Source organism: Paenibacillus sp. CAU 1782, from assembly GCF_054551715.1.
This window is the reverse complement of sequence record NZ_JBTOLL010000001.1, coordinates 603,724-622,944: the sequence shown is the minus strand read 5'-3', so window position 1 is coordinate 622,944 and position 19,221 is coordinate 603,724. Positions and strand designations below refer to the sequence as shown.

The window sequence follows — 19,221 nt, the reverse complement described above, 5'->3', positions numbered from 1 at the left end:
CGTACCACTCCTTCTCTATATTGTTGCAGCTACACCTTAAATCGGTAGCCGACTCCCCAAATGGTTTCGATGTATTGCGGATTGGAGGGATCATGCTCAATCTTCTCCCGCAACCGCCGGATATGGACCGTTACGGTCGCGGCGTCGCCATTGGAGTCCAATCCCCAAATTCGCTGGAACAGCTCTTCCTTCTCGAAAACGCGATTGGGATGTGAAGCCAATAGAACCAGCAAATCATATTCTTTGGAGGTGAGCATGACCTCGGCATCGTGTATTTCCACACGGCGCGCTTCTTTGTCAATCAGCAATCCTCTGATCCCGATGATATGGCCGCTTCCGTTTTTTTCTTTGCCGGAGGTAAGCCTTTCGTACCTGGCCAGATGGGCCTTGACGCGGGCAACCAGCTCGCTTGGGCTAAACGGTTTGGTCATATAATCATCGGCCCCGAGGCCAAGGCCTCTTATTTTATCGATATCCTCCTTTTTGGAGGTTACGAGCAATACGGGCATATCATTGCCCGCTCCGCGAATTTGGCGGCAGATTTCAAATCCGTCCATTTTGGGAAGCATCACATCCAGAATGATGAGATCGAAATTTCCGCCTAGCGCTTTTCTGAGCCCCTCATCGCCCTTGCTTTCAATGGTAACGGAAAAACCATGGCTTTCCAGGTAATCCCGCTCCAGCTCCGCAATCGCCAGCTCATCCTCGATTATCAGAATCTCCTTCATGTTCTGTCACCGCCTTGCTCTCTCTAAATTTCGGCAGCTTAAGCGTGATCGCCGCCCCGCCGCCTGCTCCGGATTCGGCTTGGACCGAGCCGCCATGGCCCTCAATCATCTGCTTAACGATGGCAAGTCCCAATCCGCTGCCGCCGGTTTCGGAATTTCGGGATTGCTCCGCGCGGTAAAAGCGGTCAAAAATATAAGGCAAATCCTCCGCGTCGATCCCCGGTCCCGTGTCCTCCAATACAATCCAGACCTCGTCTCCGTTATCCTTGATAGCAACCGATATCACTTTGTCCCCCGCTTGCTGATGAGCCATATATTTGACGCTATTGCCGATTATATTGACAAATACGCGGTTCAGCTTGTCGGGATCGGCCGCAACCGGGAGCGCTTCTTCGGATACAGAAGTGCAGTGAAGAGCTACACCGTCCTTCTCCAGTTCAAAACGCTGCTCATCCATAAAATCCTCCACGAAACGGCGCATATCCACGATTTTAAAATCATACGCCACCTTGTGCAAATCCAATTTGGAAAACAGGAATAGCTCGTCGATCAGCTGATCCATATCGCTTGCCTTGCGGTAAATCGTCGCGATGTAACGTTGTTTCATTTCGTCGGTGCTGGCTATGCCGTCCATAATGCCCTCCACATATCCTTTGATTGCGGATATCGGCGTTTTTAAATCATGGGATATATGAGACAGCAGCAGCTTTCGGTTTTCTTCGTATTGAAGGCTCTGGTCAATGGACTCCTTCAGACGTACCCTCATGTCTTCAAACGCTGAACCAACCTGGGCGATTTCGGTGCCCGAGCCCTTCCCGCACACGCCTCTAATATCCAGCGATTGATCCAGCTCGCCTTCCTTGATCCGCAACGCCGCCTTACGCAGAAGCTGCAACGGCTTAATAATGCTCCGGGATACAAAGTAGGTCAACATCAGTCCCGTCAATGCGATAAAAACCAGCATGATGGAGAGGCTGAGAGGATGCCAGAATAGCGGATACGGCGCCGTCCTGTGGAGCAAAACCGCTTTACCGGGGCTTCCGTCCGGATATTGAAATTCAATCCCGTTGGATGAAAAGGGATAGAGCTTAAAGTGATGCTCAGACGGATAACGGTCAGCAATAGCCCCCCAATCCTCATCAGGCGCCAGCTCGGTAAGAAATGGAGAAACCTCGACCACTTCATCATTTTTCTCCAAAATAAGTCCAGCCCATTGTTCGCTCAGCCTATTTTGCATAGACTCCACATAGCTGCTGTCTTCCAGCTTCCCCGGTTCATTCCGAATAATGTAAGAAAACTCGCCGTATACGCTGGCCTGGTTAAAGCGTTCCTCCACCTGCACGTTTTCCAATTCCCTGATATCCTTGACTCCTGAGTAATGCAGAATCATAAGCGCTAACAGGACCAATAGAATAAAAGGAACAAACGCCATAGCCAGATACGATAGATACAATCTTAGCCGAATGGACACGGCCTCACTCCCTGCAACTATGTATTTATTAGGGCATGTTTGCAAACACGCCTTAGGCCTAACGTAATCATAAAGGCCATTTCTAACGGAAAAGAAAATAAAAGATTACAAAATTATTACGTTTTTGCAGGCAAACCTTACGTTATACGGTATTGGCTGGCTCCGGTTCCCTTTAAACGCATGTCAACGGCTTAAAAAAACCGTGACATCGGCGCAATCATGGTCTACATTGATACAAGAAAGGAGCTTGCTACTGTGACTACATCAACCGGCGCCATGCAGCGGCTGCTGTTTACTATTGTAACTCTTCTATACTGGACGTCCATGTATATCTATGTTCCAACCCTGTCACCCTATTTGAAAAACTCGGGGTATTCTCTTCAGTTTATCGGAATCGTGCTGGGCAGCTACGGCTTTATTCAAATGTTGATCCGGTTTCCACTCGGCATTGCATCCGACCGCATGGGTCGAAGAAAACCGTTTATTCTGCTGGGCATGCTGACCGCTGCCGGCAGCTGCCTCCTGTTCATGATCCCCGATTCATGGATCTGGCCGCTTGCAGGCCGGGTCGTCGCGGGCATCTGCGCTTCGACTTGGGTCGCCTTTACGGTGATGTATGCGGGCTATTTCGGCAGCGGAAGCACAGGCAAAGCAATGGGCAACATCAGTTTGATGACTGTGGGGGGACAAATGCTGGGCATGCTGTTAAGCGGCGCGTTAGCTGACCGTTTTAGCCCTAATGCTCCGTTCCTGCTAGGCGCTGCGGCGGCTGCATGCGGACTTTTGCTTGCTTTAGGGCTCAAGGAGCAGCCCCCGGTACAGAATGGGCAAGCCGCGATGTCCTTTTCCAAAATAAAAGAGGTTGTCATCAATGTTACGCTTCTGCGCGTATCTTTATTGTCCATTCTCGCCCATGGCATATTGTTTATAACCATGTTTGGTTTTACGCCATTAAAAGCGGCTGAGCTTGGGGCAAATGGCGCTCAGCTTACCCTGCTCGTTTTTTCATTTATGCTGCCGCATGCCGTGGCTTCATTTGGGAGCGCCGCGTGGATCGTGCCTAAACTGGGCTATCAGCGAACGTTGCTTGCGGGATTTGTCTTAAGCGGAATCTGTACGGGGCTGATGCCTTTTATGTCTTCCATGACAGGCCTTTACATTACGCAAGCGCTCAATGGCCTTGGCCAAGGCCTTCACCTGCCTCTGCTGCTTGGGCTGGCGATCGCGGATGTCGACAACTCCAATCGGGCGACCGCAATGGGAATGTACCAGGCGCTCTATGCAATCGGGATGTTTTCGGGCCCGTTTCTGGCAGGCTGGCTGAATGAAACCTGGGGGCTGGACAGCGGATTTGCTTTTGGCACCATGCTGGCCGTAGGCGCCGTCTTGCTGTTATGGCGCTGGGCCGCTTCCGAACGTCGCCGCTCCGGCAAACTATGGGGCCGCAATGGGGGCAATCAGTCAAAAGCAGCCACACAGGACATGGGGGCTCGAAATCATGATTAAAAATAATGCGAATAAGGGAATAAAAGCACCTCCTCTGTCTGAGGAACTTGCCAATCCCCGGCCTGCGTTCTCCCAGGAATACACAATGCCCCAGCTTGTGCTGGATATTGGCGGAGTGCTGGCAACCAACCTGGCGCCTCGTTTCTGGAGGATGATTGCTGATGCCTCAAGTTTAGACCAGGAACAATTATATGCTGACTACAAAAAGGATATCGGCCCCGGGTTATGGAGGGGAACGGTCAGCGAGGATCAATTCTGGGAATGGCTGGACGGGAAAACAGAATCGATCGGCGCTGAGCGCTACAGAGCATTTTTGAATGAATGCCTGGTCCCGCTTCCTGCTTTATCCATGCTGGCTGAATGGCGTTTGCATGCCGATATTCATATTTTAAGCAATCATGTCCAGTCATGGGTTCTGCCCCTGTTGGAGCCGTTTCGCGCTTCTCTCGGGCATGTCATCATCTCCAGCGCCATCGGTTATGAAAAACCGCAGCCCGAGCTGTTTCAGACTGCGGCAAAGCTGCTTCCGCCGGGGAGTCCTGTGCTGTTCGTGGACGACAGCCCAAAAAATTTATTGCAGGCCCAACAATCAGGGTGGCATGTATTGCATGCGGACGAAAACGGCCTATGGACGAAACAAGTCCGGCAATGGCTGCTTAACGCGCCTGTACTCCGCAATTAGTTCATCCACAATAATACGGCACAACTGCAGGAGGCCGCCAGCAGAAGCAAGATATCGCTGCGGCCCGGACGCAGACGAAAGCCGTAAACCGGCTTTTCCCTCTGAATCCCGAACCCTCGCGCCTCCAAAGCATCTGCCATATTTTCCGCTAGACGAAGAATGCTCCTCATATATGGAATCAGCATAACCTTCAATTGGGATAATGGCAGCCCTTTGGAAGCTACTTTTCCTCTTGCCTTTGAAACTCGCCGGAATCTGCCCCACTCTTCCATTAGCAGCGGGATAAAGCGAAAAATGAGACTGACCAACATTGTAAAGGAAGATACCGGAACCCCAAATTTCATTAACCATCCAAAAGTCTGATCCAGCGCCCTTTGCAAACGGAACGGCGTAACAAGGCCAAGCATAGGCATGCCAAGCACCATCATTAAAAAAAGCTGGGATAACCTGATCGCAGTCGCCTCGGCGCCGGACCAATCAAATGTTAGCGGTCCGAATCGCAATCCCGCAATGGCAACCAATAAGGCCGATAGGATGGCGACGCCGCGAATAACAGGCAACCAGTGCTTGAACAGAGGCCAGCAAGGACCAGCTAATGCCAGGGTAACAATTCCCGATGCGGCAATGCCTGGCCAAGTCCCTTGCGTCAGCATGCATGCCGTAATCATCAAATAAGCCGCCATCAATACGCGCGGATCAAAAGTATGCGGATGCAGCCATTTTGCGCCTTGTCGTACAGGAGCTGATTGGACTGTATGTCGACGATGCTCCAGAGCCTCGGCCGCTTCATTGGATGAGTTCCGTTTAATATGAGCCGCTTCGCCTCCGGTTTGGATCTGGGGATAGGAATCGCTATCCATATTTGCAATATGGCCTTCATGGCTTTTCTGTTCCTTGTTGCGCCATGCGGCGGCAAGACGTTCGGCCATAACAGCCGGCTCCTCCCGGCGGGGCAGTTCGTGGGCTTCAGCTGTCCTAAGCATACCTCCATCCAGTACCAGCGCCTGATCCGCCAGCTCAAACAGCGCTTCCGGCTCATGGGTTGCGATGATGGCTCCGCCCCCCTTTGCTTTATGCAAGGAAAGAACCTCAGCCAACTGTTTTTTCCCCTTTTCGTCCAAGCCCGCGGTTGGTTCGTCCAGGAGCAGCCACGCCGGATTGCTAACGAGCAGGCAAGCCAATGCCAGACGCCGCTGCTGCCCTCCGCTAAGACTCCACGGATCCCGCTCCAGCAGATCGTGCGGAAAACCTGCCGCCTCTGCGGCGGATGTGATTAAATCCCCATGCTTATCCCGGGAAACCGAATAGGGGGTAAGGCCGTATGCGATTTCCCCGTACGCAGTTGGTTTGAACCATTGCGATTGTGATTGCTGCATGGAAATGCCAAGCTTCAGCAGCACATCCGCATTCAGCCTTTGACGGCGTTTTCCCTTCCAAAGGCTATCTTGTCCATGCCAAATGTCTCCCGCCGCCAGCTCCCTTAAACCCGCTAAACTCTCCAGCAGGGTTGATTTCCCGGCACCATTTCGTCCGACAAGCAAAGTTATGGTCCCGCCGGGGAAAACGGCGCTTATGTCGTTCAGCAACATGCCGCCTGACTCATCAGCGATACTGACATGGCGTAAAGTCAAATGTTCGCCGGATAGATCTTTGGCTGAAATAAAAAAGTCATTAGCTGCAATAACGTCTTTATCTGTCATAACGCATCACGGCCTCCTCAAGCTCTCTCCGGTTCAACGGAACAGGCTCAAGCGCCATGCCGTGTTGAACCAATTCACGGGCGACCTGCACCGCATATGGAGGCATAAAGCCGTGCCGTTCGCCGGGACTTTGGCCCGACTCATCTCTGCCAAACAATTGATGGGCAGCCTCGTCAAATACAATGCGACCCGCTTCCAACAACAAAACCCTGTCAGCGGAATTTAGCTCATCCAGCAGCTGGGTCACCCAAATAACCGTTACACCGCTCTCATGCAGACGCCGAACCTGGCTTAATACATAGGCGGAAGCTTCGGAATCCAGCATGGCCGTTGGTTCATCCAACAGCAGCATGGAAGGAGCAACCGCCAGACAACCGGCAATAGCCGTCAACTGCTTCTGCCCCCCAGACAACGTATCCATTTTCTGATGAAGCCGTCCTCCGAGCCCAACCTTGGCAAGAACTTCTTCCGCTTTATTGATAATTTCGGCTTCAGGGCATCCATGTCTCTCCAGCATGAGGACAACATCCTCCCAAGGCGTGGAGCCAATCAGGCCCGCATCGGGATGCTGCATCACTATAGGCGCAGCTCCCTGCAAAATATCGCTTTGCTGCTTCTCTCCGCCATACCGAATGTCGCCTGTAACCTCAAAATGATGGATTCCTGCCACTAATCTGGACAACGTGCTTTTTCCGCTGCCGTTCATTCCTATCACAGAAATCCACTCGCCCTGCCGAATACGCAAATTTATTGCATGCAGAAGACGGACCTCTTCCGATCGGTCACGCGACTTTACTGTAACGGACACATCCTCCAGTTCAACTATGAGCTGTTGCGTCACTTTTTTCCTCCGACCTCTTCCCAAGTTCACTTGGCTATGCTAGAATCCTATTTGTTAACCTAAATTCATGATAATAGGTTAACAATAAAATAACAAGACTTTGAAGGAGACTTTCCCTACCATGCAAATCATTAATATTCGCGGGTTAGTATTTACGGCCTTATTTGCGGCTTTGTTTATCGTGCTTAGCATGCAGCAAATGCGACTGCCCATATCCGCCATTCCCATTACGCTGCAGACGCTGGGCATTATATTTGCAGGTCTATTCCTGAAGCCCAAATACGCTTTCGGAAGCATTTTTGCCGTTATTCTGCTGGCGCTGCCAGGTCTTCCGTTGTTCGGCGGCAGAGGCGGCTTGTCTCATCTCCTGGGACCAACCGGCGGCTTTATTTTTGCGTTTCCGTTTTGCGCAATGCTGACCAGCGTAGCTATCAACAACGTTTTTGGCAACGAAAAAATAGGACGTAACAAGCCGCTACTGCTTGTTTTATTGTTCCTTATCTTTTTTGTAATCAGCTCCGTGCTTTGTTACCCAACAGGGCTGTTATGGATGAAACACGTGCTTGCCGATTATACATGGACAAAAACGTTTAACGTTGCTTTGACCTTCCTTCCGGGAGATGCCATTAAATCTGCATTTGGCGCTATCATCGGCACGGCTATGTATACTTATATCAAGGACTTCCGTTCACGGCTTCAACCCCGTTAATAGCGAAAATAAAACTTGCGCCTATTAAAATGCCAAAAACCTTCAGCGCTCCCTTCGCTTTCCGAGGAGTTCTGAAGGTTTTTAGTTTAATCAGTCGCTGCACTCCTCGGGATCCGGGAGCTGCGCGTCTTCCATATTGATTCGGTCCGAAACAGTATCACGGATGACCGTCACGACCATTTGAAGTAAATAATTGATGTCGCTTTGGCTTTGCTGGAACTGCGAGACAATCGGTATGCCATCCAGTTCATCCTGAAGTGTTTCCATTTCGGCCTCGATTTTTTTGACCATATCCGCATTTTTAAAGGTAGTTTCAAAGGCCACAACTTCTTTTTGCTTCTTCTTGATCTGAGCAATCAAATCCTGAATTCGCTTGTTTCCGTTGATCTGCGCTTCGGCCCTGCGGTATTGCTGGACTTCTGCCGAACCGTAGATAACCTCGGCCAGTTCCTTTGTTTTTTGCAAAATATCCTCTTTGACAATCAGATCGCGAGTATGAAAGGAAGGAATCGCAGGACCTTCGCCATGATTGCATCCGCCGTGATGATGATCCCCGTCATGCTCTTTGTCTTGACCTGTCTTAAGTCCCTGCTCTGCCATCGTATTCGCTCCTTATATGCCGTTAACCAACGGCTTGTTCTGAAGGGATGCCAATTGGCTCCGCTTTAATATACCAGGTTTGCGCATCCGTAACTTTCGCCTGCACAAATTGGCCAATCCATTCCTTTGGACCCTCCAGGTGAACGAGTTTGTTGGTCCGGGTGCGTCCCGAAAGCACATTGGGATTGTTTTTGCTTTCGCCTTCTACCAGCACTTCAATCGTCTGGCCGATCAGCTCTTCATTTTTCTCTCTACAGATGGAGGCCATTAAGTCATTGAGGCGCTGAAGCCGTTTTTTCTTGACTTCCATAGGGACATTATCCTCCATGCCAGCGGCCGGAGTGCCTTCCCTCGGCGAATAGATAAAGGTATAGCCAAACTCAAAACCAACCTGTTGCACCAGCGACATCGTATCCTCAAACTGCTCGTCGGTTTCGCCAGGGAAACCTACAATGATATCGGAGCTGAGTACGACATCCGGGATGGCGGTTTTGATTCTGGACACGAGATCCAGGAAGCTTTCCCGCGTATATTTCCGGCTCATCCGCTTCAGCACCTCGGTGCTTCCGGATTGAACCGGAAGATGAATATGCTCCACCAGATTGCCCCTGCCTCCCAGCACCTCGATCAAATGATCGTCGAAGTCGCGGGGATGGCTGGTCGTAAAGCGAACGCGAGGAATATCGATTTGCGAAATATCCTTCATCAGATGTCCGAAACGATACTCAATGTCTTCAAAATCTTTGCCATATGCGTTTACATTTTGCCCCAGCAGCGTGATTTCTTTATAGCCCTTGCGCGCAAGATCGCGAACCTCCGCAATAACATCCTCCGGCCTCCGGCTCCGCTCCTTGCCCCGGGTAAAGGGAACGATGCAATAGGTGCAGAACTTGTCGCAGCCGTACATGATGTTGACCCAGGCGCGCAGACCTTCGCGTTTTTTAGGCATATTTTCAATAATGTCGCCTTCTTTGGACCAAACCTCCACAACCATCTCTTTGCTGAAATATGCGGACTCCAGCAGGTTAGGCAGACGGTGAATATTGTGGGTGCCGAAGATCATATCGACAAAAGCATGCTTTTGCAAAATACGGCCTACGACGGATTCCTCCTGGGACATACAGCCGCAAACGCCAAGCAGCAGACCCGGCTTTTCCGTCTTGAGCACCTTCAAATGGCCAAGCTCGCCAAACACCTTGTCCTCCGCATTTTCGCGGATCGCGCATGTGTTCAGCAGGATGACATCCGCTTTGCTTCGATCATCGGTCCAGAGATATCCCATCTCTTCAAACATGCCCTTCATAACCTCGGTATCATGTTCGTTCATTTGGCAACCATAAGTCTGAATCAGATAAAACTTGCCGACCCCCATCGTTTTCAGATGTTCCGGGATCGAAAAGTCGTAATGCACCTGAATATCTTCTTTGCCCCGCTTCTTCTCATCTCGATAGGATGGCGCGGAGTTGATTTGGATATTGCGTCCTTTTATCCGGTACGTCGTTTTTCCCTCTTGCTCATCAATCACTTTGGCATCGGAAAAATCAAAGTATTTGGAGTAATCTTTTTCGGTTTTCTGGAGCTTTGAACCGGTCTCCTTCATTGGTATCCATGACCTCATTTCATAATCCGTCAATTCAAGCGAACGTATAATCTATAATTTCGGTTCATTTTAAAGAATGTGTTCAAATAACCGCACAAGCATCAATAAAAAATTATATCACAACCGCCTAATCTAATCCATAAAAGCGACGGTCAGTTCTCCAACTATTTGTTTGGTGCAACAAATAAAGGCGCGATCACGGATTGGTAAAAGCTATCCGCTACTTGCTGCGATGTGTATCCCTTGTCGCAAATTAAATGGGTATACATATGCGGCGACAGCATTGAAATGTAGGCATGCGCCGTAAAATCGGTATTAATGGGATGCGCCAGCTCATCGCTGGTTGCGCTATTGAGCAGCTTTTCCAGCAGGCCGTGCATTTCACGGTATGGCTGTGATTTGAAAAAGTCTTCTTTATTTACAGCCGGCGTATTTTGGGCATGAATAACACCAAGCCACTGCAGCTTTTTATCTAAAAAATACACCATGATATTCACGATTTGCTTAAGACGGCTGGCAACGGGCTCATGCTGCTTCTGTTCGACGATTTCCCGGATCCGGCGAAGCAGCTCGTTAAAATTGCCATGCATCATCTCCATGCACAGGTCGGCCTTATTGCCGTAACGCCGATAAAGCGTCCCTTGGCCGATTCCCGCTTTTTTGGCAATTTGGTGCATGCTAACGGATTCGACGCCATGTTCGTCAAAAAGCTGACTGGCCGTTTTTTTGATGACATCTCTCAGTTCCTCACTGGAACGTTGCGGATTTCCAGTCGTCATTGTCATTTCCCCTTAAACTAAAATTAAACTTTATCGCATTGACTTTTATCACAAACGTTTGTATTATTCTTAGGTGCGGACAATTGTCCGCTAAAAAATCCTATCTCTATTGTAGCCGCAGCAGCTTATGTGGTCAATGAAAGAAGGAGCCCATTCGGTCAAGCATCCAAGGAGGAACATCGATGTCAACATCTGCTTCAAACCCCAAAAACGAACAAGCGGTTTCCATCAAAAGCATAATGCTTCCGCTAATCGCTATTATCGTGGGCATGTTTATGGTCATTCTTGACGGAACGGCGATGAACGTAGCTCTGGATCAATTTATGAAGGACTTTCAAAGCAACTTTTCGCTCGTGCAGTGGACAGTTACTGGATATGCGCTTGCGCAAGCCGCAGTTATTCCGCTCGCAGGCTGGCTGTCAGACCGTTTTGGCGCCAAAAAGATTTTTCTGATTTCGATCGTGCTGTTTACGTTGGGATCGCTGCTTTGCGGCATCGCCGGTTCCATTGAGCAGCTGATTATTTTCCGGATTCTTCAAGGCCTCGGCGGCGGCATGGTTGCGCCAATCGCAATGGCCTTTACGTACCGGCTTAGCCCTCCCGGCAAACAAGGCGCCGTTATGGGCATGATCGGTATCCCGATGCTGCTTGCTCCGGCTCTTGGTCCGGTTGTATCGGGTTGGCTAGTGGAATACGCAAGCTGGCACTGGATTTTCCTGATTAATTTGCCTATCGGCATTATCGCCGTTATTGTCGGCATTCGTACATTGCCTAATTTGGAGCGCCAAATCGTGCCATCCCTTGATTTGCTGGGCATGATATTTGCGCCGATCGCATTTGCAGGCCTTGCATACGGCATCAGCTCCGCTGGCGGAGAGCATGGCGGCGGCAACGGCTGGACCGCGCCGGAAACGCTGACCGGCCTGATTGTTGGCGGCGTTGCCCTGATTATTTTCATTATTGTAGAGTTGAAGCGGAAACAGCCGCTGCTTGAGCTTCGCGTATTCAAATCCAGCGATTTCACACGCGGCATTTTGCTGCAATGGATTGTGCAGATCGCATTGTTTGGAACCCTGTTTCTTATTCCCGTCTTCCTTATTCAAGCCAAAGGCTATACTGCTTTTGAAACAGGTTTGATCCTGCTGCCTCAAGCTTTGTCCGCTGGTATCGGCATGCCGATTGGCGGCAAGCTGTTCGACAAGTTTGGCGCAAGACCCGTTGTTTTGTTCGGCTTGGCTTTGATAACAACTGGCGCTTTCCTGTTGTCCAACATTTCGTCCGGCACAAGCATTCCGGAAATTATGCTTCCGCTTGTACTGCTCGGCATGGGCATGGGCTTTTCCATGATGCCGCTTAATACGCATATTATTCAGTCTGCGCCTAAACATCTCGTTGGCCGGGTAACTTCGTTAACAAGCGCCGCGCAGCAGGTTATGAGCTCGTTCGCGATTGCCGGATTGTCCACCCTGCTGGCTGACCGCGTCAAACATTACAGCACCGTTAGTCCCGGTCCTGACATTCCGTATTTCTCTTTTGGCGACGTATTTTTTGTCTTAGGCTTTGTTGCGGTTTTCGGCATGCTGGTTGCCCTGCTGCTCCGCCGGCCCAAAAACCAAGGCGAATCCGACGGCTCTGAATCCGGAGCTGAAATGAACATGATGATGGGTCACTGATTGCATCCATCAGCCTCAATAAACAAAAAAAAACGGAGCCGGGATAAAATCCCTGCTCCGTTTTTTCATATTCGCCCCATATGTGAGGATTAATCGATAATTTCAGCGGTATCCCCGTTTTTCACGCCTGCCGCATTTGCTTCATCGGTGTCGATGTGCATGTCCAGCGCAAAATCATCCGAAACGCGTGCAATCACATGTTCGAAAACAACACCGCGTTCTCCGCCTACGCGTACGCGAAGTTTGGCTTTATCCGCAATTCCGAAACGCTCGGCATCGCTTGTATGGAAATGAATATGGCGCGCTGCAACGATAACGCCCTCTTCAATAGTCACTTCACCAGCCGGGCCTGCAATCGTGATGCCCGCAGAACCTTTAATATCGCCCGATTCCCGAACAGGCGCTTTGACGCCAAGAGTAAAGGAATCCGTCTGGGATACTTCCAGTTGAGTCGCTTTACGAGCCGGACCCAAAATTCTCACTTTCGGAAAAGTTCCTTTGCTTCCCGTTACGCTTACCGTTTCATTGGCGGCGTATTGTCCCGGTTGAGACAACGGCTTCATCTCGGTTAGTTGATACCCTTTGCCAAACAGGATTTCAACATGCTCCTGAGACAAATGAATATGTCTTGCTGATACGCCTACCGGTACTTTCTTTTCCATTCTGTACACTCTCCATCCTCCAATATGTCTTCCAAACCAATCAAATGAACCTTTCGTTGGCATGAAAATGCCTTCGACCTCTCTATCATAGCATTTATTGGTTTTCAGAAACAAGCAATCAGAAGTGTCCGGTTCATTACAGTTTAGCGAAATACCGGTGATGGAGAGTGCTCCGCCTCCCTTTTCTTTTGTTCAAATAGGCAGATGGCGTTCAAAAAAAGACCACGCATTTTGCGACATAAATCCTCTGGTCTGCTCCTCAGTATATCGCTTGAGCAGCTCATTGCGCAGGTTATACAGCTCGCCAGGGTGGGAAAGACCAGGCACATGCTCATCAATGCCGTCAAAATCCGAACCAAGCGCAATGGCTTTTTCTCCGCCCATACCGCAGATATGATCAATATGGCGCAGCACATGTCCAACTGTCGCTAGTCCGCTTGGCTCAAGAAACCAGGGTACGTACGTAACGCCAATCAAGCCGCCGCCTTGTATTAACGCTCCAATCTGGGCATCGGTCAAATTGCGGGGATGGTCGCATACCGAGCGAGCGTTGGAATGAGACGCAATAAACGGCGAATCCAGCAAAGACGCCACCTCCCAGAAAGCCCGCTCCGACAAATGCGAAGCATCCAGCAGCATTTCCAAATCGCGGCATTGCCTAACAAATTGTTCCCCCAAGGCGGTTAATCCGCCTCCCCTGGTTTCCATTATTCCGTCTGCCGCCCAGTTGGCTCCGTTCCACGTTAACCCGACCGCGCGTACGCCTAACGTGTGCAGCAGCCGCAGCAAAACGGCAGGATTGTTCTGTAAAGGGGCTACCCCTTCCAAGGAGAGCATGGCCCCAACAGCCCCTTGAGCGCGGCATTTCCGCAGATCCTCCCTGCTCCGGACAAAAACGACACCAGGACAACTCAGCACCTTTTCGTAGAACAAATCTACGCTTTCCAATAAAGGATACAGTCCTCTATCATCCAAACGCGGCGGAATAAATACCGCAAACACTTGCAGCCGGCTCCCGCATTCGCCAAGACGCTCATACGTTACATCCAGCCCCTGGGAACCATTCCCCTGAAAATTCAGCTCTTTCCTGGTCATCAGCTTAAATAAAGCATCACAATGCAAATCCACGCTTTCCATTGCAAGCCCCTCCCAAGCAAAAAGCCCGTTTACAGTCGTAAACAGGCAAGTAGCTCCATGTATTTATTCTGATCCTTTATCTGCTTTATCGCGGTTCGACAATCAGCTTAATCGCCGTACGATCTTCCCCGTCGATGACGATGTCCGTAAATGCCGGAATACAAATTAAATCTACGCCGCTTGGAGCAACAAAACCTCTGGCAATCGCTACCGCCTTGATCGCTTGATTGAGTGCGCCGGCGCCAATGGCTTGAAGCTCGGCCCCGCCGCGTTCCCGTAGAACCCCAGCCAACGCGCCAGCAACGGAATTAGGATTGGATTTGGCTGAAACCTTTAATACATCCATGAAAAGTACCTCCCCTAGAATGTTGGATGGTTCCCACTTTTTAAATAATATTCGAGAGAGGTGGAAAAATTCCTGCTTTTCGGGAGTAAAATTCACTGTAGATTCTGAATTGCGAGATAATTGAAACAAAAAGGCTGCTTTACATCAGCAGCCAATCCTCTTCGGTCAGACGAATTTTTGTTACTTTTTGCGCCTTGCCCGTTGCATCATCGATTTGGACAACCAGTCCATGCAAATGCCATTTCCCTTCATCAACTACAAACCGTGAAGGCAGCCCCGTCAAAAAGCGATGCAGCACAGCTTCCTTCTCCATGCCCAACACGCCTTCCTTGGAACCGGTCATTCCTACATCCGTGATATAAGCCGTTCCGCCTGGCAGCACGGTATCGTCATTGGTCTGAACATGGGTATGTGTGCCAAGAACAACCGAAGCTCTTCCGTCCAGATACCAGCCCATAGCGATTTTCTCTGATGTTGCTTCCGCATGGAAATCGACCAGAATGGTCTTTGTACGGCTAGAAGCTTCCTCAATAAGCTCATCGGCTTTCAGAAAAGGACAATCATTCGGCGGAAGAAAAGCTCTGCCTTGAAGATTCAAAATGGCCATGCTTTTGCCGCCGCCTTGAATATAGGCCATGCCTCTGCCCGGCGCGGCCGGCGAGAAGTTGGCTGGGCGGACAATCCGGGGTTCATCGTCAATCCATTGGAAAATATCTTTATTATCCCATGTATGATTGCCCATCGTAATCCCGTGTACGCCCCAGTCAAAAAACTCTTTAGCAATCGTTTTTGTAATCCCTCTGCCTGCAGCGGCGTTTTCTCCGTTTACGACAATAATATGCGGGTTATATTTGCTCCGAAGCGCCGGTAATGTCTCTTTAAGCGCGCTTCTGCCCACATTGCCGACAATGTCACCGATAAACAATATATTCATTAACAGGTTCCTTCCTGAAAAGAACAGAAAAGTGGCTGACAGGCAGCCACTTTTCCGAACAACATTTTTATTTGGCGTATTCCACTGCCCGCGTCTCGCGAATAACGGTAACCTTGATATGTCCCGGATAATCCAGTTCACTCTCGATTTTTTTCGTTATGTCGCGAGCAAGACGGAATGCTTCCGTATCATCAATTTTCTCAGGCTGCACCATAACGCGTACTTCGCGTCCTGCTTGAATCGCATACGATTTTTCCACGCCGTCGAAGGATTCCGTAATGGCTTCCAGCTTCTCCAGACGTTTGATGTAGGTTTCAAGCGTTTCGCGGCGTGCGCCAGGTCTAGCCGCCGACAATGCGTCAGCCGCACCAACCAGCATTGCAATAACAGAAGTTGCTTCTGTATCGCCGTGATGGGATGCAATACTGTTGATAACAACGGGATGCTCTTTGTATTTTTTGGCCAGTTCCACGCCAATTTCCACATGGGAGCCTTCCACTTCATGGTCAAGCGCTTTGCCGATATCATGAAGCAATCCCGAACGTTTCGCAAGCGTCACGTCCTCGCCCAACTCAGCTGCCATAAGGCCAGTCAGATACGCAACTTCCATGGAGTGCTTCAGCACATTTTGTCCATAGCTCGTCCGGTATTTGAGTCTGCCCAATATCTTGATCAAATCAGGATGCAATCCATGCACGCCAACCTCGAAAGTAGCCTGTTCGCCGTACTCGCGAACCCGCTCGTCAATTTCCTTGCGGGATTTTTCGACCATTTCTTCAATGCGCGCTGGATGGATGCGTCCATCAGCTACAAGCTTCTCAAGAGAAGTTCGGGCAATTTCACGTCTAATAGGGTCAAAGCCCGACAGAATGACCGCTTCCGGTGTATCGTCGATAATGAGATCGATACCAGTCAATGTTTCCAGAGCGCGAATATTCCGGCCTTCGCGACCAATGATACGGCCCTTCATCTCTTCATTCGGCAGCGTAACAACGGAAACCGTCGTTTCTGCCACATGATCGGCCGCACAACGCTGAATCGCCAATGAAATAATATCACGCGCTTTTTTGTCGGCTTCTTCCTTAGCCTGCTGCTCGATCTCTTTGATCATTTGCGCGGTTTCATGGCGTACTTCCTGCTCGACGTTGGTCAAAATAATCGACTTGGCGTCTTCCATTGTCAAGCTGGATATACGTTCCAGTTCGCTTTGCTGTTGTTTGTAAATACTGTCAATCTGTTCCTGGGTTTCTTCGATTCGTTTTTCCTTGTTGGCTACAGTTTCTTCTTTGCGTTCCAAAGTTTCCAACTTTTTATCCAGCGACTCTTCCTTTTGTAGCAGCCGTCTTTCTAAACGCTGTACTTCGTTGCGCCGCTCGCGAATGTCCTTTTCAGCTTCTGTACGGAGTCTGTGGACTTCGTCTTTCGCCTCAAGCACCGTTTCTTTTTTCTGTGCTTCTGCGTCCTTTTTTGCGTTTTCCACAATTTGAACCGCGGCTTGCTCAGCACTTGAAATTTTTGCCTCGGCAATCGACTTTCGAGTAAAATAACCAATCCCAAAGAAAATTGCGCCAACAAGGATGCAAACGAGGATGAAGATCCAGGTGTTGATGTCTCCCATCTTGTTCACCTCCTTGCCGCATACACCAAGGCATTGCTTGGGATGATATTTGGTTTTAACCGGCTTCCATACCGTTTCATCGTACACATTTTGACGAAAATAATACTTTTGAATCAACTTTTGGAAGAAAAATCGATTCAGCCGTAAAGGATTACACTTTCATTTTATCTTTTCATAAAAACAGTTGTCAAGCAAAAGCCCCATCTTCTTCCTCAGGTGAAGAATGGTCTGGCTCCCAGCTTACACCCTTCAAAGCTTCTCGCACAATATGAGAAGGAAATCCCCGACGAAGCAAAAAGGCGGTCAGCTTATTTTTCCGGTCGCGAAGCTCGCCTTTTACGGAACGGCTTTTTTTAAGAGCCAGCTTTTGGGCTGCCTCCAGCTCGCTGCTTTCATCCATTTGGGACAATGCGGCAGACGCAAGTTCCTTTGGCACGCCTCTCTGCTGAAGCTCCTGTCTGATCATCAGGCGTCCCTTTAAACCGGAGTTCATCCGGCTTGCAGCAAATTGCTTTGCATACTCTTCATCATCTACCAGATTTTCATTTTCTAAACGGTCAAGCGCATGCTCGATATGCTGTTCATCCATTTCCTTGCGTTGCAAATATTGCTTTAGCTGGTTTCGGGTCCTCGGCTTTGCTCCAAGATAACGCAAGCCCAAGCTATATGCCTGATGCTGCAGGTCCTTGATGACGATTTCTTCAATTAGCTCCGGGGTAACCACGCTGCCCTTAAACAATCGGTAGGCCACCATGATATCTTCATGCAGGGACAATAGAAGTTTTCCCTCAGCGGCGTACAGCAGATACCTGTTCCTTGCTTCTTTGTCCACTCGCACAGTTATAATTTCCAACTCTTCTTCGCTTGCGTTCTGAAGATTTTGACTCAAAACTTGTTTTCGCTCCTTCCACTGCCATTACAACATCAATGACACAAAAAGCCTCGCCACTCTTGGTAGAGCAGCGAAGCTTCCTATGTTTTATCCGTTATTCCACTTCTTCAAAATCCTCATCCTCTTCGTCCTGTGAGAAGTTGGCAGGTGTTGCCGTTGCGGACAAATTGCTTGCATCGCGAATTCTCTTCTCGATGACAGCTGAAATCTCCGTATGCTCCTTCAAAAACTGCTTGGCATTTTCACGGCCTTGTCCAAGACGTTCTCCGTCGTAGGAAAACCATGCGCCGCTTTTTTGTACGATGTCCATCTCTACACCGATATCAACCAAGCTGCCTTCTTTGGAAATGCCTTCGCCATACATAATATCAATCTCCGCTTGCTTGAACGGCGGAGCCACTTTGTTCTTAACGACCTTGATTCGAGTACGGTTGCCGACCATATCGTTGCCTTGCTTGAGCGTCTCGACACGGCGAACATCCAGACGTACGCTGGAGTAGAATTTAAGGGCTCTTCCGCCCGGCGTTGTTTCCGGGTTGCCGAACATAACGCCAACCTTCTCGCGAAGCTGGTTAATAAAGATCGCGATCGTTTTGGATTTGGAGATGGCACCGGACAACTTCCGCAGTGCTTGCGACATAAGGCGTGCTTGCAAACCTACGTGGGAGTCGCCCATATCTCCTTCGATTTCAGCTTTTGGCACAAGTGCCGCTACGGAGTCAATAACGATGATGTCAACAGCTCCGCTGCGTACCAGCGCTTCCGCAATTTCTAGCGCCTGCTCGCCGGTATCCGGCTGCGAAAGAAGCAATTCATCGATGTTGACGCCAAGCTTGCTGGCATACAGTGGATCAAGCGCATGCTCCGCATCGATAAAAGCAGCTTGTCCGCCAATGCGTTGCACCTCTGCGATAGCATGGAGAGCAACCGTTGTTTTACCAGAAGATTCAGGTCCGTAAACTTCTACAACTCTTCCTCGCGGCAAACCGCCGATTCCAAGTGCAATATCTAGGGCAAGGGAGCCGCTGGGCACGGTCTCAACCTGCATATGAGTTGATTCACCCAATTTCATAATGGAGCCTTTGCCAAATTGCTTCTCAATTTGACGAAGGGCGTTGTCCAAAGCTGCGCGACGATCCGCCAACACACTCACATCCTTCACGATTTATATTGATATCATAACTCATTTCCGAAGCTTTGCCAATCCTTTTTTCGAACAAACATTCGTATTTTTTATTGCGGATGAAACAGCCCTCTAAACGGCCGGAAAAAACAGCCGCCGCAAAAGCAGGCTTCATTCATCGCCCCCGCGTTCCCCCATTCCGCAAAGTTTGTAGTGCCTG

18 protein-coding genes are annotated in these 19,221 nt (G+C 49.7%); 4 read left to right on the top strand and 14 right to left on the bottom strand.

Features of this window, described 5'->3' with window-relative positions; translation table 11 throughout:
• Positions 1-29 precede the first annotated feature (29 nt).
• Both ACX93W_RS03175 and ACX93W_RS03170 read right to left on the bottom strand, forming a co-directional pair.
• Positions 30-728, bottom strand: coding sequence for a response regulator transcription factor (locus ACX93W_RS03175; RefSeq protein ID WP_459390861.1), 699 nt, complete (start codon positions 726-728; stop codon positions 30-32).
• A complete protein-coding gene (locus tag ACX93W_RS03170; protein WP_459390860.1) occupies positions 700-2,199 on the bottom strand; it encodes a sensor histidine kinase in 1,500 nt (499 codons plus the stop codon). The genes ACX93W_RS03175 and ACX93W_RS03170 overlap by 29 nt, the downstream gene beginning before the upstream one ends.
• Before the next feature lie 255 nt (positions 2,200-2,454).
• Here ACX93W_RS03170 and ACX93W_RS03165 point away from each other — a divergent pair, with 255 nt between their 5' ends.
• A complete protein-coding gene (locus ACX93W_RS03165) occupies positions 2,455-3,705 on the top strand; it encodes an MFS transporter (RefSeq protein ID WP_459390859.1) in 1,251 nt (416 codons plus the stop codon).
• A complete protein-coding gene (locus ACX93W_RS03160; RefSeq protein WP_459390858.1) occupies positions 3,698-4,387 on the top strand; it encodes an HAD family hydrolase in 690 nt (229 codons plus the stop codon). Before ACX93W_RS03165 ends, ACX93W_RS03160 begins: the two co-directional genes overlap by 8 nt.
• On the opposite strand, the gene ACX93W_RS03155 is transcribed toward ACX93W_RS03160, so the two are convergent.
• Together ACX93W_RS03155 and ACX93W_RS03150 are read right to left on the bottom strand one after the other, a co-directional pair.
• Complete coding sequence (locus tag ACX93W_RS03155) at positions 4,384-6,087, bottom strand: ATP-binding cassette domain-containing protein (protein ID WP_459390857.1); 1,704 nt, start codon at positions 6,085-6,087, stop codon at positions 4,384-4,386. The two genes, ACX93W_RS03160 and ACX93W_RS03155, sit on opposite strands and share 4 nt — an antisense overlap.
• Positions 6,077-6,928, bottom strand: coding sequence for an energy-coupling factor ABC transporter ATP-binding protein (locus tag ACX93W_RS03150; RefSeq protein ID WP_459390856.1), 852 nt, complete (start codon positions 6,926-6,928; stop codon positions 6,077-6,079). The genes ACX93W_RS03155 and ACX93W_RS03150 overlap by 11 nt, the downstream gene beginning before the upstream one ends.
• A 121-nt stretch (positions 6,929-7,049) precedes the next feature.
• Between ACX93W_RS03150 and ACX93W_RS03145 the strand changes: the two genes are divergently transcribed.
• Positions 7,050-7,637 (top strand): biotin transporter BioY, encoded by a 588-nt coding sequence (locus ACX93W_RS03145; RefSeq protein WP_459390855.1) that lies wholly within the window; start codon positions 7,050-7,052, stop codon positions 7,635-7,637.
• A gap of 90 nt (positions 7,638-7,727) precedes the next feature.
• On the opposite strand, the gene ACX93W_RS03140 is transcribed toward ACX93W_RS03145, so the two are convergent.
• The 3 genes from ACX93W_RS03140 to ACX93W_RS03130 form a co-directional block, all read right to left on the bottom strand.
• The gene (locus tag ACX93W_RS03140; protein ID WP_459390854.1) at positions 7,728-8,237 is read right to left on the bottom strand and encodes a RicAFT regulatory complex protein RicA family protein; all 510 of its coding nucleotides are present in this window, start codon (positions 8,235-8,237) and stop codon (positions 7,728-7,730) included.
• A 22-nt stretch (positions 8,238-8,259) separates the two neighbouring features.
• A complete protein-coding gene (gene miaB / locus ACX93W_RS03135) occupies positions 8,260-9,837 on the bottom strand; it encodes a tRNA (N6-isopentenyl adenosine(37)-C2)-methylthiotransferase MiaB (RefSeq protein WP_459390853.1) in 1,578 nt (525 codons plus the stop codon).
• 164 nt (positions 9,838-10,001) lie between these two features.
• Entirely contained in the window at positions 10,002-10,616 is a 615-nt protein-coding gene (locus tag ACX93W_RS03130; RefSeq protein ID WP_459390852.1) for a TetR/AcrR family transcriptional regulator, read from the bottom strand.
• Positions 10,617-10,798: 182 nt separating this feature from the next.
• Between ACX93W_RS03130 and ACX93W_RS03125 the strand changes: the two genes are divergently transcribed.
• Positions 10,799-12,289, top strand: coding sequence for an MDR family MFS transporter (locus tag ACX93W_RS03125; RefSeq protein ID WP_459390851.1), 1,491 nt, complete (start codon positions 10,799-10,801; stop codon positions 12,287-12,289).
• Positions 12,290-12,378: 89 nt separating this feature from the next.
• Here ACX93W_RS03125 and ACX93W_RS03120 read toward each other — a convergent pair whose 3' ends face one another.
• The 7 genes from ACX93W_RS03120 to recA form a co-directional block, all read right to left on the bottom strand.
• Positions 12,379-12,951: a phosphate propanoyltransferase gene (locus ACX93W_RS03120; protein WP_459390850.1), complete on the bottom strand. Its 573-nt coding sequence runs from the start codon at positions 12,949-12,951 to the stop codon at positions 12,379-12,381.
• 192 nt (positions 12,952-13,143) lie between these two features.
• Positions 13,144-14,088 carry a dipeptidase gene (locus tag ACX93W_RS03115; protein WP_459390849.1) on the bottom strand — a complete coding sequence of 315 codons (945 nt, stop codon included), beginning with the start codon at positions 14,086-14,088 and terminating at the stop codon, positions 13,144-13,146.
• A gap of 85 nt (positions 14,089-14,173) precedes the next feature.
• Positions 14,174-14,434, bottom strand: coding sequence for a stage V sporulation protein S (locus tag ACX93W_RS03110; protein ID WP_006036664.1), 261 nt, complete (start codon positions 14,432-14,434; stop codon positions 14,174-14,176).
• Between the two features lie 139 nt (positions 14,435-14,573).
• Positions 14,574-15,368, bottom strand: coding sequence for a TIGR00282 family metallophosphoesterase (locus tag ACX93W_RS03105; protein ID WP_459390848.1), 795 nt, complete (start codon positions 15,366-15,368; stop codon positions 14,574-14,576).
• Between the two features lie 67 nt (positions 15,369-15,435).
• Positions 15,436-16,986: a ribonuclease Y gene (gene rny / locus ACX93W_RS03100; protein WP_459390847.1), complete on the bottom strand. Its 1,551-nt coding sequence runs from the start codon at positions 16,984-16,986 to the stop codon at positions 15,436-15,438.
• A gap of 187 nt (positions 16,987-17,173) precedes the next feature.
• Positions 17,174-17,875 carry a regulatory protein RecX gene (locus ACX93W_RS03095; RefSeq protein ID WP_459390846.1) on the bottom strand — a complete coding sequence of 234 codons (702 nt, stop codon included), beginning with the start codon at positions 17,873-17,875 and terminating at the stop codon, positions 17,174-17,176.
• Positions 17,876-17,972: 97 nt separating this feature from the next.
• Positions 17,973-19,022 carry a recombinase RecA gene (gene recA / locus ACX93W_RS03090; protein WP_459390845.1) on the bottom strand — a complete coding sequence of 350 codons (1,050 nt, stop codon included), beginning with the start codon at positions 19,020-19,022 and terminating at the stop codon, positions 17,973-17,975.
• Between the last annotated feature and the right edge of the window lie 199 nt (positions 19,023-19,221).

What these genes read in the sequence shown, in the direction of transcription:
- ACX93W_RS03175 (WP_459390861.1), bottom strand. Translation starts at nt 728, where the DNA reads ATGAAGGAGATTCTGATAATCGAGGATGAGCTGGCGATTGCGGAGCTG.
- ACX93W_RS03160 (WP_459390858.1), top strand. Translation starts at nt 3,698, where the DNA reads ATGATTAAAAATAATGCGAATAAGGGAATAAAAGCACCTCCTCTGTCT.
- ACX93W_RS03155 (WP_459390857.1), bottom strand. Translation starts at nt 6,087, where the DNA reads ATGACAGATAAAGACGTTATTGCAGCTAATGACTTTTTTATTTCAGCC.
- ACX93W_RS03145 (WP_459390855.1), top strand. Translation starts at nt 7,050, where the DNA reads ATGCAAATCATTAATATTCGCGGGTTAGTATTTACGGCCTTATTTGCG.
- ACX93W_RS03140 (WP_459390854.1), bottom strand. Translation starts at nt 8,237, where the DNA reads ATGGCAGAGCAGGGACTTAAGACAGGTCAAGACAAAGAGCATGACGGG.
- miaB (WP_459390853.1), bottom strand. Translation starts at nt 9,837, where the DNA reads ATGAAGGAGACCGGTTCAAAGCTCCAGAAAACCGAAAAAGATTACTCC.
- ACX93W_RS03130 (WP_459390852.1), bottom strand. Translation starts at nt 10,616, where the DNA reads ATGACGACTGGAAATCCGCAACGTTCCAGTGAGGAACTGAGAGATGTC.
- ACX93W_RS03125 (WP_459390851.1), top strand. Translation starts at nt 10,799, where the DNA reads ATGTCAACATCTGCTTCAAACCCCAAAAACGAACAAGCGGTTTCCATC.
- ACX93W_RS03120 (WP_459390850.1), bottom strand. Translation starts at nt 12,951, where the DNA reads ATGGAAAAGAAAGTACCGGTAGGCGTATCAGCAAGACATATTCATTTG.
- ACX93W_RS03115 (WP_459390849.1), bottom strand. Translation starts at nt 14,088, where the DNA reads ATGGAAAGCGTGGATTTGCATTGTGATGCTTTATTTAAGCTGATGACC.
- ACX93W_RS03110 (WP_006036664.1), bottom strand. Translation starts at nt 14,434, where the DNA reads ATGGATGTATTAAAGGTTTCAGCCAAATCCAATCCTAATTCCGTTGCT.
- ACX93W_RS03105 (WP_459390848.1), bottom strand. Translation starts at nt 15,368, where the DNA reads ATGAATATATTGTTTATCGGTGACATTGTCGGCAATGTGGGCAGAAGC.
- rny (WP_459390847.1), bottom strand. Translation starts at nt 16,986, where the DNA reads ATGGGAGACATCAACACCTGGATCTTCATCCTCGTTTGCATCCTTGTT.